Source organism: Streptomyces sp. NBC_00683, from assembly GCF_036226745.1.
Lineage (GTDB): Bacteria > Actinomycetota > Actinomycetes > Streptomycetales > Streptomycetaceae > Streptomyces.
This window is the reverse complement of record NZ_CP109013.1, coordinates 6,913,351-6,927,059: the sequence shown is the minus strand read 5'-3', so window position 1 is coordinate 6,927,059 and position 13,709 is coordinate 6,913,351. Positions and strand designations below refer to the sequence as shown.

The following is a 13,709-nucleotide window of genomic DNA, read 5'->3' as shown; positions in this document are numbered from 1 at the left end:
ACCGCATCGTTGTTCCGGAAGGTGTCGCGTCAGGCGCGCGCGAGCTCCCAGAGCTGCAGGTCGGCCGAGGCGTTGACCGCCCACTCCACACCGTTCAGGCCGTCACGCGAGGCGACGTACTGCTTGCCCTGCCAGACCGGGAGGACGGGGACGTCGTTGGCGACGATGTCCTGGAGCTTCGTGAAGGTCCCGGACGCGGCGCTGCGGTCGGCCACGCGGCGGGACTGGGGAATGAGCGTGTCCTGGGCGAGTGCCGACTCGTAGGGCGAGTTGAGGAAGTTGTTCTTGTCGAGGAACGGCGCCGTGTAGTTGTCCGGGTCCGGGAAGTCCGGGAACCAGCCCATGCCGTAGACCGCGTAGTCGCCCTTCTTCTGAGCGGGGCGGTACTTGGACCACGGGGTGCCCGCGACGTCGACGTCGAAGAGCTTGGAGTTGTTGAGCTGCTTGGCCAGCAGTTCGAACTCGGAGGCGGTCGCGGGACCGTAGTGGTCGGTCGTGTAGTTCAGCGTGAACTTCACCGGAGTGTCGATACCGGCCTTCTCCAGGGTTTCCGCGGCCCCGGCGACGCTCGGCTCCCCGTACTTGTTGAAGAACGAGTTGGTGTGTCCGGTGACTCCGGACGGGATCAGCGAGTAGAGCGGCTCGGCGGTGCTGCCGTACACACCCGTCGCGATGGACCCCCGGTCGATGACCTGGGCCATGGCCTGGCGCACGGCCTTGTCCTTCACCACCGGGTCCTCGGTGTTGAAGGCGAGGTAGCTGATGGCGAGGCCGGGCATCTCGGTGAGCTCGATGCCGTCCTTCGGCTTCTCGAGCATCTGCTTGGACTGCTCGGGCGACATGGTGCGCGTCATCATGTCGATCTCGTCGTCCTCGAGCGCCCTGCCCATCGCCGCCGCGTCGGGGAAGAGGTTCAGCTCGACCTTGTCGTTGAGAACCTTCAGATCGCCCTTGTACTTGGGGTTCTTGGTGAAGACGACCTTGACGACCTGGTCGTCCTTGACCTCGGGCTTCATGGTGTACGGACCCGAGCCGTCGACCTGGAAGCCGTCACGGGCGGCCTTCGCCGGGTACTTGTCCTTCTGGACGATCCCGGCGGGCGGCGTGGCGAGCTTGTACGGGAAGGTCGCGTCCGAGGTGCTCAGGTGGAAGACGATCTGCTTCGGACCCTTGGTCTCGATCGTGTCGATGTTCGCGAGCAGACCCACCGGGCCGCTCTCGTCCTTGATGTCCAGGACGCGCTGGATCGAGTACTTCACGTCCTCCGGCGTGACGGGCGTGCCGTCGGAGAAGGTGAGGCCGTCGCGCAGTGTGCAGCGGTAGCTCTCGTTCGCCGTGTCGGTGAACTCGCAGCTCTGGGCCGCCTCGGGAACGGGCTCGCCGCCGCCGCGCGGGATGTGGGTCAGGGTCTGCACCGTCTGGCGCAGGACGTTCCAGACACCTGCTTCGTAGCCGATCGCCGGGTCGAGCGGCGCGGTGTTGTCCTTGGAGGCGACGAACTGGTCCGTTGTCCCGACAACGATGGCATCGCCCCCGTCGTCCGACCCGCCACAGGCGGCGAGAACGGGCGCGAGCAGGCCGATCACGGCCGGCAGCACCAGCGTCTTGCGGTTCATCTGGACGTTCTCCCTCATTCCGGCATGTGAGATGACCGAGGTTAGTGGGAGCCGTACAGGGGCTTGACCGGGGCGATCCCGGCACGTATGCACTCGGTGATGACAGATGACCGCGCGTCTACGTCACGCTCGGGAATGATTCGTACACCGCTTCACGAACCGGGACACAAGGACTGCGGAAACGGACACTCGGGGCGATCCCGAGGAGGCCCGACCGTCACGACGCGTGACGAAGCTCACGCCCGCACTGCTGACGACATCTTGACATGAACCTGCATTACGGGAGCTGGTCCGTGTCCGTGATCAGCCGGCGCAGGAACGCGAGATCCACTGCTTCGAGGGAGGGCACCACCACACGTCCGGGCGCGGCGGCGATCGGCGCGACGGACGGTACGGCGACCACACGGCAGCCTGCGGCCTCCGCCGCGGCGACGCCCGTCGCGGTGTCCTCGATGACCGCACAGCGCCGGGGGTCGGCCGCGAATCCGGCGGCCGCCGCGAGGTACGGCTCCGGGTGGGGCTTGGTGCGGGTGACCTCGTCACCGGCGACCGTGAGGGCGAAGTGGTGGTGCCCGACCGAGTCCAGCACCCGGTCGATGATGCGGCGGTGCGAGGCGGACACGAGGGCGGTGGGCACCTTGTGCGCGGCGAGCTCGGCGAGCAGCCGTGCGGCGCCCGGCATCAGCGGCACGCCCCGAGCGATGCGCTTCTCGAAGCGGTCGTTGAGGAGCACCGTGAGCTCCTCGATGGAGATGTCGGCACCGGTGACCTCGATGAGGTACCCCGCGCTGCGGGTCATCGGACCGCCGACGACGACGTCGCGCCAGGATTCGTCCAGGCGGTGTCCGAGGTCGGCGAAGACCTCGGCCTCCACGTCCCACCAGAATCCCTCGGTATCGACCAGGGTGCCGTCCATGTCGAGCAGGACGGCCTGCAGGGCGGAGCCTTCGGCCGTACGGGGCAAGGACGCGGGGACCGTACTGGTCATCCGGTACACCTCCATGGGGGACGAGAAGGCCGGCCGCCTTCCCGGTGGGAACGGCGACCGGCCTGCACTGGACCGACCAGTCTACGACTCGTGCGGGGACGGCGCATGGAGCGGCGCCCTGCCGCGCGTTGAACAGCTGACTACCGTGCGTTGAAGTACTTGGCCTCGGGGTGATGGATGACGATCGCGTCGGTGGACTGCTCGGGGTGCAGCTGGAACTCCTCGGAGAGCTTCACCCCGATGCGCTCGGGCTCCAGGAGCGCCGCGATCTTCGCCCGGTCCTCCAGGTCGGGGCAGGCCCCGTAGCCGAGGGAGAAGCGCGCTCCGCGGTACTTCAGCGCGAACATGTCCTCGACGTCGGACGGGTCCTCCCCGGCGAAGCCCAGCTCGCTGCGGACCCGCGCGTGCCAGTACTCGGCGAGCGCCTCGGCCAGCTGCACGGACAGCCCGTGCAGTTCCAGGTAGTCGCGGTAGGAGTTCGCCTCGAAGAGCTCGGCGGTGGCCCCGCCGATCTTCGAGCCGACCGTGACGACCTGGAGGCCGATCACGTCCGTCTCGCCCGACTCCTCGGGGCGGAAGAAGTCCGCGAGGCACAGGCGGCGGCCGCGGCGCTGGCGCGGGAAGGTGAAGCGGGTGCGCTCCGAGCCGTCCTCGTGCAGCAGGATCAGGTCGTCGCCCTTGGACACGCACGGGAAGTAGCCGTAGACGACGGCTGCCTCCAGCAGGTTCTCGGTGTGGAGCTTGTCGAGCCAGCCGCGCAGGTGCGGGCGGCCCTCGGTCTCCACGAGCTCCTCGTACGTCGGCCCGTCGCCCGCACGGGCCTGCTTGAGGCCCCACTGGCCCTTGAAGAGGGCTCCCTCGTCCAGCCAGGAGGCGTACTCCTTGAGCTGGATGCCCTTGACCACGCGGGTGCCCCAGAACGGCGGCTCGGGGACCGGATTGGTGACGGAGACGTCGGAACGCACGCCCTCCTCCGGCTCCTCGACCTCCAGCACGGCGGCGTCCCGCTTGGGCACCCTGCGCTGCTTCAGCTCGGGGAGCGTGGCGCCCGGGACGCCCCGCTTGACCGCGATGAGGGCGTCCATGAGCCGCAGCCCCTCGAACGCGTCGCGGGCGTAGCGGACCTCGCCCTCGTAGATCTCGTGCAGGTCCTGCTCGACGTAGGCCCTGGTGAGGGCGGCGCCGCCCAGGATGACCGGGTAGTCGGCCGCCATCCTGCGCTGGTTCAGCTCCTCGAGGTTCTCCTTCATGATCACCGTCGACTTCACCAGGAGACCGGACATGCCGATGACATCGGCCCGGTGCTCCTCCGCGGCGTCCAGGATCGCGGCGACGGGCTGCTTGATGCCCAGGTTGACGACGTTGTAGCCGTTGTTCGACAGGATGATGTCGACGAGGTTCTTGCCGATGTCGTGGACGTCGCCGCGGACGGTGGCCAGCACGATGGTGCCCTTGCCCTCGGCGTCCGACTTCTCCATGTGCGGTTCGAGGTGGGCCACCGCCGTCTTCATGACCTCGGCGGACTGCAGCACGAACGGCAGCTGCATCTGCCCGGAGCCGAAGAGCTCGCCGACGACCTTCATACCCGCGAGCAGGGTGTCGTTGACGATGTCGAGCGCGGGGCGGGTCTGCAGGGCTTCGTCGAGGTCCGCCTCCAGACCGTTCTTCTCACCGTCGATGATGCGGCGCTGCAGCCGCTCGTCCAGTGGCAGGGCCAGGAGCTCCTCGGCCTTGCCCTCCTTCATCGACTTCATGTTGACGCCCTCGAACAGCTCCATGAGCCGCTGGAGGGGGTCGTAGCCCTCGGCGCGCCGGTCGTAGACGAGGTCGAGTGCGACCTTGACCTGTTCCTCCTCCAGCCGCGCGATGGGCAGGATCTTGGAGGCGTGCACGATCGCCGAGTCCAGGCCGGCCTTGACGCACTCGTCGAGGAACACGGAGTTCAGGACGACACGGGCGGCCGGGTTGAGGCCGAAGGAGATGTTGGAGAGGCCGAGCGTGGTCTGGACGTCGGGGTGGCGCTTCTTGAGCTCCCGGATTGCTCCGATCGTGGCGACGCCGTCCTTGCGGGACTCCTCCTGACCCGTGCAGATGGTGAAGGTCAGGGTGTCGATGAGGATGTCCGACTCGTGGATGCCCCAGTTCCCGGTCAGGTCCTCGATCAGGCGCTCGGCGATGGCGACCTTGTGCTCGACGGTGCGGGCCTGGCCCTCCTCGTCGATGGTCAGCGCGATCAGCGCGGCGCCGTGCTCGGAGGCCAGCGCGCTGACCTGGGCGAAGCGGGACTCGGGCCCGTCGCCGTCCTCGTAGTTCACGGAGTTGAGCACCGCTCGTCCGCCGAGCTTCTCCAGACCGGCGCGCAGGACGGGCAGCTCGGTGGAGTCCAGGACGATGGGCAGCGTGGAGGCCGTGGCGAAGCGTCCCGCCAGCTCCTCCATGTCGGCCACGCCGTCGCGGCCGACGTAGTCGACGCAGAGGTCGAGCATGTGCGCGCCCTCGCGGATCTGGTCGCGGGCCATCTCCACGCAGTCGTCCCAGCGCGCCTCGAGCATGGCCTCGCGGAACTTCTTCGACCCGTTGGCGTTCGTACGCTCGCCGATCGCCAGGTACGAGGTGTCCTGGCGGAACGGCACGGTCTGGTAGAGGGAGGCGGCGCCCGGCTCGGGGCGCGGCTCGCGGGCGGTGGGGGCAACGCCCCGCACGCGCTCGACGACCTGGCGAAGGTGTTCGGGCGTGGTCCCGCAGCAGCCGCCGATCAGGGAGAGGCCGTACTCGCGTACGAAGGTCTCCTGGGCGTCGGCGAGCTCGGCCGGGGACAGCGGGTAGTGCGCGCCGTTCTTGCCGAGCACCGGCAGGCCGGCGTTCGGCATGCAGGAGAGCGGGATGCGGGAGTGCCTGGCGAGGTAGCGCAGGTGCTCGCTCATCTCGGCGGGGCCGGTGGCGCAGTTCAGTCCGATCATGTCGATGCCGAGCGGCTCGAGAGCGGTCAGTGCGGCGCCGATCTCGGAGCCGAGCAGCATCGTGCCGGTCGTCTCGACGGTGACGGAGCAGATGACCGGCAGGTCGGCGCCGGCGGCTTCGAGGGCGCGCCGGGCGCCGATGACGGAGGCCTTGGTCTGCAGCAGGTCCTGGGTGGTCTCGATCAGGAGCGCGTCGGCGCCGCCGGCGATCATGCCTTCGGCGTTCTGCTGGTAGGCGTCGCGGAGCTTGCCGTACGGGGCGTGGCCGAGGGTCGGCAGTTTGGTACCCGGCCCCATCGAGCCGAGCACCCAGCGCTGCTGCCCGGTGGAGGCGGTGAACTCGTCGGCGACCTCGCGGGCGATACGGGCGCCGGATTCGGAGAGCTCGAAGACCCGCTCGGGAATGTCGTACTCGCCCAGAGCCGCGAGGTTGGCTCCGAACGTGTTCGTCTCGACGCAGTCCACGCCGACGGCGAAGTACTCCTCGTGCACCGAACGGACGATGTCGGGCCGGGTGACGTTGAGGATCTCGTTACAGCCCTCCAGGTCCTCGAAGTCCTCGAGGGTGGGGTCCTGGGCCTGCAGCATCGTGCCCATGGCACCGTCGGCCACCACCACACGGGTGGCGAGCGCCTCGCGGAGGGCTGCGGCTCGGGTGCGGCTGTCAGCGGCGGGGGTCGGCAACGAGGCCATGGATGTTCTCCCTGGGATGCGACGGCTGTCGGCTTTGCACCCTTCTGCGGAGGAGGGCACGCCGCCAGCGTAGCCGGGCGGGGCCCGGCCCGGTCATTGCGTCCCACGGGGCGGACTGCATGCTGTGCGAGGAACGGGCCCGGTCGCGCGGTGACGCGGAATCTTCGACCGACCGGACAGAGGTCGGCATCGACCGATAGTGTTCAGCATTGTCGAACCGAGGTGGAGGAGTACGGCGCGATGGCCAAGAACATCCAGTCGCTCGAGCGGGCAGCAGCGATGCTGCGTCTGCTGGCGGGCGGCGAGCGTCGGCTCGGGCTGTCCGACATCTCCTCCTCGCTGGGGCTGGCCAAGGGCACCGCACACGGCATCCTGCGCACCCTGCAGCACGAGGGCTTCGTCGAGCAGGACGCCGCCTCCGGGCGTTATCAGCTCGGCGCCGAACTGCTGCGACTGGGCAACAGCTACCTCGACGTGCACGAGCTGCGGGCCCGCGCCCTCGTCTGGACCGACGACCTGGCCCGTTCCAGCGGCGAGAGCGTCCACCTGGGCGTGCTGCACCAGCACGGCGTCCTGATCGTCCACCACGTCTTCCGGCCCGACGACAGCCGCCAGGTCCTGGAGGTCGGGGCCATGCAGCCGCTGCACTCCACCGCCCTCGGCAAGGTGCTCTCCGCCTACGACCCCGTGGCGCACAGCGAGGTCGTCGAGGTGGAGCGCCGGCCCTTCACGCCGCGCACGGTCACCGGCGAGGAGGAGTTCGAGACACTGCTCGACCTGATCCGGGCGCAGGGCTGGGCCTCGGACGTGGAGGAGACCTGGGAGGGCGTCGCCGCGGTGGCCGCCCCCATCCACGACCGGCGGCGGATGCCCGTGGGCGCCGTGGCCGTGACGGGCGCCGTGGAGCGGGTCAGCCCCGGCGGCGACCTGCGCCCCGAGCTCATCGCCGCGGTACGCGACTGCGCCCGCGCCGTCTCCCGGGATCTGGGTGCCGGGCGCTTCTGAGTCCGCGCCGCGCCGTCGGTAACGATCGAGTCCCGCACCCGGTCCCGAGCCACAGAACTCTTGACGCGTCGTTCATTGGGGAGAAACATTGCCGTTCACCGGTCGGCATTGCCGAACACCTAACGGCAATACACGTTAGGGTGTGACAGTGCCGAGGGCCGGTCAAGCCCTTACAGGTGACGTGCCCTTACTGATGGGTACCCACCTGGGGCGCGATCCACCGGAGGAAACCGGTGTTTCGCCTTCCCCTGGACGAAGGACAAAGGAGTCGCGGGTGTCCAGCTCCGACATCTTCATCGGCGAGACCATCGGTACCGCCATACTCATCCTGCTCGGCGGCGGTGTCTGTGCCGCCGTCACGCTCAAGCACTCGAAGGCCCGGAACGCCGGCTGGCTGGCCATCACCTTCGGGTGGGGCTTCGCCGTACTGACCGGCGCCTATCTCTCGGCCGGCGTGTCCGGCGCCCACCTCAATCCGGCCGTCACGATCGGCCTCGCGATTCAGGGCGGCACCCCGTGGAGCGAAGTACCCCTGTACTTCGCTTCCCAGCTGCTCGGCGCGATGATCGGCGCGGTGCTGGTCTGGGCCGTCTACTACGGACAGTTCCACGCACACCTCAACGACCCGGAGATCGTGAAGGGCGAGCCTGCCGAAGAGGGCATGGTCGACCAGTCGGCCGCTCCGGCGGCAGGCCCGGTGCTCGGGATCTTCTCCACGGGTCCTGAGATCCGCAACGTCGTACAGAACCTGGTCACGGAGATCATCGCCACCGCCGTACTGATCCTGGCGATCCTCACCCAGGGCCTCAACAACGAGGGCAAGGGCCTCGGGACGCTCGGCGTCCTGATCACCGCTCTGGTGGTTGTCGGAATCGGTCTCTCGCTCGGTGGTCCGACCGGCTACGCGATCAACCCGGTTCGCGACCTCGGTCCGCGTATCGTGCACGCGCTGCTGCCACTGCCGAACAAGGGCGGTTCCGACTGGGGCTACGCCTGGGTACCGGTAGTAGGACCTCTCCTGGGCGCCGCCCTCGCGGGCGGGCTCTACAACCTCGCCTTCGCCTGAGCCGTAACCCTCGACACCACAGACCTCCGGGAGCACACCGTGACCGACGCACACACCACCGGGCCGTTCATCGCGGCCATCGACCAGGGCACCACGTCCAGTCGCTGCATCGTCTTCGACAAGGACGGCCGGATCGTCTCCGTCGACCAGAAGGAGCACGAGCAGATCCTCCCCAAGCCGGGCTGGGTCGAGCACGATGCGACCGAGATCTGGGAGAACGTCCAGGAGGTCGTCGCCGGCGCCATCGTCAAGGCCGGCATCACCTCCGCCGACGTCAAGGCGATCGGCATCACCAACCAGCGCGAGACCACCCTGCTCTGGGACAAGAACACCGGTGAGCCCGTCCACAACGCCCTCGTGTGGCAGGACACCCGCACCGACGTGCTCTGCAAGGAACTCGGCCGCAACGTCGGCCAGGACCGCTTCCGCCGCCAGACCGGACTGCCGCTCGCCTCGTACTTCGCGGGCCCCAAGGTCCGCTGGCTGCTCGACAATGTCGAGGGGCTGCGCGAGCGCGCCGACCGGGGCGACATCCTCTTCGGCACCATGGACTCCTGGGTCATCTGGAACCTGACCGGCGGCACGGACGGCGGCGTCCATGTCACCGACGTCACCAATGCCTCGCGCACCCTCCTGATGAACCTGCACACGATGCAGTGGGACAACGAGATCGTCCGGTCGATGGACATCCCCCCGTCCGTACTGCCGGAGATCCGCTCCTCCGCCGAGGTCTACGGCCATGCCAAGGGCGGCGTCCTCGACGGCATCCCGGTGGCCTCCGCGCTCGGCGACCAGCAGGCCGCGCTGTTCGGCCAGACGTGTTTCGCCGAGGGCGAGGCCAAGTCCACGTACGGCACCGGCACCTTCATGCTGCTGAACACCGGCGAAACGCCGGTGAACTCGTACAACGGGCTGCTGACGACCGTCGGGTACCGGATCGGCGACCAGAAGGCGGTGTACGCCCTGGAGGGCTCCATCGCCGTCACCGGTTCGCTGGTGCAGTGGATGCGCGACCAGATGGGCCTGATCAAGTCCGCGGCCGAGATCGAGACGCTCGCGTCCTCGGTCGAGGACAACGGCGGCGCGTACTTCGTCCCGGCGTTCTCCGGTCTGTTCGCCCCGTACTGGCGTCCCGACGCCCGCGGTGTGATCGCCGGCCTCACCCGGTACGTGACCAAGGCGCACATCGCCCGTGCCGTGCTCGAGGCCACCGCCTGGCAGACCCGTGAGATCAGCGACGCCATGACCAAGGACTCCGGCGTCGAGCTGACCGCTCTCAAGGTCGACGGCGGCATGACCTCCAACAACCTGCTGATGCAGACGCTCTCCGACTTCCTGGACGCGCCCGTCGTGCGCCCCATGGTCGCCGAGACCACCTGCCTCGGCGCTGCCTACGCCGCCGGTCTGGCCGTCGGCTTCTGGCCGGACACCGACGCGCTGCGCGCCAACTGGCGCCGGGCCGCCGAGTGGACACCCCGTATGGACGCGGCCACCCGCGACCGCGAGTACAAGAGCTGGCTCAAGGCCGTGGAACGTTCCATGGGCTGGCTCGACGAGAACACTGGCGAGGAGTAACCAACCATGACCACCCTGCAGAGCGTCCCCGCCCTCGGGACGCATCCGGCCTCCGGCTCCCTTCCGAGCCGCGCCGAGACCCGGGAGCAGCTTTCCAAGGCGACGTACGACCTCCTGGTGATCGGCGGCGGCATCCTGGGCATCTCCACCGCCTGGCACGCCGCGCAGTCCGGACTGCGGGTGGCCCTGGTGGACGCCGGCGACTTCGCCGGCGCCACCTCCTCCGCCTCCTCCAAGCTCCTCCACGGCGGTCTGCGCTACCTGCAGACCGGCGCGGTGAAGCTGGTCGCGGAGAACCACTTCGAGCGGCGCGCGGTGTCCCGTCAGGTCGCACCGCACCTGGCCAATCCGCTCACCTTCTACCTCCCCGTCTACAAGGGCGGGCCGCACGGCGCGGCCAAGCTCGGGGCGGGCGTCTTCGCCTACTCGGCACTGTCCGGGTTCGGGGACGGCGTCGGCCATGTGATCAGCCCGGCGAGGGCACAGCGTGATGTGCCCGAGCTGCGTACGGACAACCTGAAGGCCGTCGCGGTCTACGGCGACGACCAGATGAACGACGCCAGGATGGCGCTGATGACGGTCCGCGCGGCCGTCGACGCCGGCGCCGTCGTCCTCAACCACGCCGCGGTGACCGGTCTGCGCTTCACCCGGGGCCGGGTCACCGGGGCCGAGCTGGAGGACCGTCAGGACGGCACGGAGTTCGGTGTGGACGCCCGCCTCGTCCTGAACGCCACCGGCCCGTGGGTCGACCACCTGCGGAAGATGGAGAACCCGGACGCGGCTCCTTCCATACGGCTGTCCAAGGGCGCGCACCTGGTCCTCAAGCGCACCCGCCCCTGGAAGGCCGCGCTGGCCACCCCGATCGACAAGTACAGGATCACGTTCGCGCTGCCGTGGGAGGACATGCTGCTGCTCGGCACGACCGACGAGGAGTACGAGGGTGACCCGGCCGATGTCGCGGTCACCGAGAAGGACACCGCGCAGATCCTGGACGAGGCGGCGTTCTCCGTCCGCGACCAGCAGCTGTCGCGCGACCTGATCACGTACTCCTTCGCGGGCCTGCGCGTCCTGCCGGGCGGCCCCGGCGGCACGTCCAGGGCGAAGCGGGAGACCGTCGTGACGGAGGGCCGCGGCGGCATGCTGTCGGTCGCGGGCGGCAAGTGGACGACGTTCCGCCACATCGGCCGTACGGTGATGAACAAGCTGGCCGCTCTGCCCGGGCACCCCCTCACCGAGGACATGGAGCCGATGTCGCGGCTGCCGCGGAAGCTGCCGCTCCCCGGCATCGCGAACCCCGACGCGGTCGCGCACCGGCTGATGGTCGACGGCGGCACGCCCGGTCCGCGGATGTCGGCCGACACGGCACGGCACCTCGCCACCCACTACGGCTCGCTCGCCTTCGACATCGCGCGGCTGGCGAACGAGAACCCGGCACTGGCGGCCCGTATCCACCCGGACGCACCGGAGATCTGGGCGCAGGTCGCGTACGCGCGTGACCGCGAGTGGGCCGAGACGGCGGACGATGTGCTGCGCCGCCGGACGACGCTCACGATCCGGGGTCTGGCGACGGACGGGATCCGGGCCCAGGTCGAGGACGTGCTGGCAGACAGGCGCTGACGGCCGGTACGCAAACACAGGGGGCGGCTCCGGGGGGAGCCGCCCCCTGTGGCATGCCTCCCGGGACGTGCCACACAGCCGCCATACGCGTGCAACGTGACGCGGGGACAGTGGAGGGATGACCGCACACGAGGGTTTCCGTCTGTCGGTGGCACTGAACGGTGCCGGGTCCCATCCCGCCGCACCCGCACGGCAGTTCACGCCCGAGGCGTATGCCTCACTGGTGCGCGGTGCAGAGGCGGGGCTGCTGGACTTCATCACCGTGGAGGACGGCCCCGGGCGGCTCGACTCCGCCCTGCTGCTCGCACTGGCGGCCACCGTCACCGACCGCATCGGGCTCGTCCCGCTCGGTCCCGCGACGGGTGACCCCGAGGCGTGGGCCGCGCGGATCGCGACGCTCGACCATCTGAGTGCGGGGCGGGCGGGAGTACGGCCGCGCGCGGCGACGAGCACCGCCGAGCGTGCGCGTCTGGTGGCGCTGTACGGGACTCCCGAGGGTGACCGCGAGCTGGCCGAACTGTTCGGGCAGGCAGGCGAGTTCCTGGACGCGGCGACACAGGCGTGGGGCACCGCCGTACGCCCCGTGCAGGGCCGGCCGCCACTGGCGGTGCTCGCGCACGCCACGATCCCCTACCGGCTGGCGGCCGCCCATGCCGATGTCGTGTTCGTGACCCCGAAGGACACCGCCGGTCTCGTCACCATCCGCAAGGAGGTCGAAGCCCTGCGGGAGGAAGCAGGACGCCCCGCGGGGGCACTGCGGGTCTTCGCCGACCTCGAGGTCGTACTGGGCTCCGGCCAGGAGGCGGCCGACGAGCGCCGGGCCAGGCTGGACGAGGCCGCGGGCGAGCCGTTCGTCTCGGACGCGGCGGTCTTCACGGGTACTCCGGAAGGTCTGGCCGACCTCCTCGAGGAGTGGTTCCGCGAAGGGGGCGCCGACGGATTCCGGCTGCGGCCCGCCGTACTCCCCGACGACCTCGACGCGATCACCGCCGGCCTGGTGCCCGTCCTGCAGCGGCGCGGGCTCTTCCGCACCGAGTACACCGCCCTGACCCTGCGCGGCCACCTCGGCCTGGCCGGGGTCTGACGCCCGGCCTCTCCACACAACGGAAGGAACGGTCCTCGTGAAGTTCTCCGTACTCTCCCTCATCGGGCACGCGCCGCACCCGCTGACGGGTGAACTCCCTTCGGCCGCCGACCGGTTCCACGAGGTGATCGAGACCGCGACGGCCGCGGAGCGCCTCGGTTTCGACGCCTACTCGGTCGGGGAGCGGCACGCCGGGCCGTTCCTCTCCTCCAGTCCCGGCGTGGTGCTGGGCGCGCTGGCCGCACGTACGAGCACCATCAGGCTGCTGACCGGGGTCACGGTCGTCGCGATCCTCGATCCGGTGCGGGTGGCGGAGGACTTCGCGACGCTCGACCAGATATCGCGCGGCCGGATCGAGCTCGTCGTGGGCAAGGGCGCGGAGGCCGGACACTTCGATCTGTTCGGGCTCGACGAGGAGCGTCAGTGGGACCTGCAGAAGGAGAAGTACGAGCTGCTGCGGCGGCTGTGGGCGGAGGAAGGGGTCGACTGGGAGGGCGAGTTCCGTCCGTCCCTGAAGAACGTGACGACCGTGCCGCGTCCGTACGCCGGGCTGCCGCGCATCTGGCACGGCTCGGCGACCAGCCTCAACTCCCCCGAGCTCGCGGCGAAGCACGGCGATCCGCTCTTCACGGCCAACGCGATCCAGCCCCGTGAGGCGTACGCCCGGCTCATCGCCCACTACCGGGAACGGTTCGAGGCGTACGGACACGACCCGGCCGGTGCGCGGGTGGCGGCGGGGTCGGGCGGGCTGCTGATCGCGGACAGCTCGCAGCGGGCCGTCGAACGCTACAAGGAGCTCTACGAGGCCAGGGTCGCCCAGTCGTTCAAACCGCACCTGGAGGGCAGGGCGGGCTACAACACCCCGTTCCGCACGATCGAGGACGCGATCGCGAACGGGCCGCAGCTCATCGGGTCCCCGCAGCAGATCATCGACAAGGTCCTCGGCTACCACTCGGTGTACCGGCACGACCTGCAGTCGATCACCGTGGACGGTTTCGGCCTGTCGCACGGCGAACAGCTGGAGACCCTGCAGCGGTTCGCCGAGGAGGTCGCCCCGGTCCTGCGACGCGAGGCGCCCTCCACGCTCTGGGAGTGAGTGGCCCTG

At 69.6% G+C, this 13,709-nt stretch carries 9 protein-coding genes; 6 read left to right on the top strand and 3 right to left on the bottom strand.

The window, feature by feature from the left end; translation table 11 throughout:
- Positions 1 to 29 precede the first annotated feature (29 nt).
- The 3 genes from OG257_RS30845 to metH form a co-directional block, all read right to left on the bottom strand.
- Positions 30 to 1,616 (bottom strand): ABC transporter substrate-binding protein, encoded by a 1,587-nt coding sequence (locus tag OG257_RS30845; protein ID WP_329212773.1) that lies wholly within the window; start codon positions 1,614 to 1,616, stop codon positions 30 to 32.
- 277 nt (positions 1,617 to 1,893) lie between these two features.
- Positions 1,894 to 2,604 (bottom strand): HAD family phosphatase, encoded by a 711-nt coding sequence (locus OG257_RS30840; protein ID WP_329212772.1) that lies wholly within the window; start codon positions 2,602 to 2,604, stop codon positions 1,894 to 1,896.
- Between the two features lie 140 nt (positions 2,605 to 2,744).
- Positions 2,745 to 6,257 carry a methionine synthase gene (gene metH, locus OG257_RS30835; RefSeq protein ID WP_329212771.1) on the bottom strand — a complete coding sequence of 1,171 codons (3,513 nt, stop codon included), beginning with the start codon at positions 6,255 to 6,257 and terminating at the stop codon, positions 2,745 to 2,747.
- A gap of 240 nt (positions 6,258 to 6,497) precedes the next feature.
- Here metH and OG257_RS30830 point away from each other — a divergent pair, with 240 nt between their 5' ends.
- The 6 genes from OG257_RS30830 (at position 6,498) to OG257_RS30805 (ending at position 13,700) form a co-directional block, all read left to right on the top strand.
- Positions 6,498 to 7,262 (top strand): IclR family transcriptional regulator, encoded by a 765-nt coding sequence (locus tag OG257_RS30830; RefSeq protein WP_329212770.1) that lies wholly within the window; start codon positions 6,498 to 6,500, stop codon positions 7,260 to 7,262.
- Positions 7,263 to 7,536: 274 nt separating this feature from the next.
- Positions 7,537 to 8,328: an MIP/aquaporin family protein gene (locus OG257_RS30825; protein ID WP_329212769.1), complete on the top strand. Its 792-nt coding sequence runs from the start codon at positions 7,537 to 7,539 to the stop codon at positions 8,326 to 8,328.
- 39 nt (positions 8,329 to 8,367) lie between these two features.
- A complete protein-coding gene (glpK, locus tag OG257_RS30820) occupies positions 8,368 to 9,903 on the top strand; it encodes a glycerol kinase GlpK (RefSeq protein WP_329212768.1) in 1,536 nt (511 codons plus the stop codon).
- Between the two features lie 6 nt (positions 9,904 to 9,909).
- Complete coding sequence (locus tag OG257_RS30815) at positions 9,910 to 11,520, top strand: glycerol-3-phosphate dehydrogenase/oxidase (protein WP_329212767.1); 1,611 nt, start codon at positions 9,910 to 9,912, stop codon at positions 11,518 to 11,520.
- Between the two features lie 118 nt (positions 11,521 to 11,638).
- Complete coding sequence (locus OG257_RS30810) at positions 11,639 to 12,604, top strand: LLM class flavin-dependent oxidoreductase (protein ID WP_329212766.1); 966 nt, start codon at positions 11,639 to 11,641, stop codon at positions 12,602 to 12,604.
- 37 nt (positions 12,605 to 12,641) lie between these two features.
- The gene (locus OG257_RS30805; RefSeq protein ID WP_329212765.1) at positions 12,642 to 13,700 is read left to right on the top strand and encodes an LLM class flavin-dependent oxidoreductase; all 1,059 of its coding nucleotides are present in this window, start codon (positions 12,642 to 12,644) and stop codon (positions 13,698 to 13,700) included.
- The last annotated feature ends 9 nt before the right edge of the window (positions 13,701 to 13,709 follow it).

Coding starts and splice junctions, on each gene's coding strand:
- OG257_RS30845 (WP_329212773.1), bottom strand. CDS start 1,616: ATGAACCGCAAGACGCTGGTGCTGCCGGCCGTGATCGGCCTGCTCGCG.
- OG257_RS30840 (WP_329212772.1), bottom strand. CDS start 2,604: ATGACCAGTACGGTCCCCGCGTCCTTGCCCCGTACGGCCGAAGGCTCC.
- metH (WP_329212771.1), bottom strand. CDS start 6,257: ATGGCCTCGTTGCCGACCCCCGCCGCTGACAGCCGCACCCGAGCCGCA.
- OG257_RS30830 (WP_329212770.1), top strand. CDS start 6,498: ATGGCCAAGAACATCCAGTCGCTCGAGCGGGCAGCAGCGATGCTGCGT.
- OG257_RS30815 (WP_329212767.1), top strand. CDS start 9,910: ATGACCACCCTGCAGAGCGTCCCCGCCCTCGGGACGCATCCGGCCTCC.
- OG257_RS30810 (WP_329212766.1), top strand. CDS start 11,639: ATGACCGCACACGAGGGTTTCCGTCTGTCGGTGGCACTGAACGGTGCC.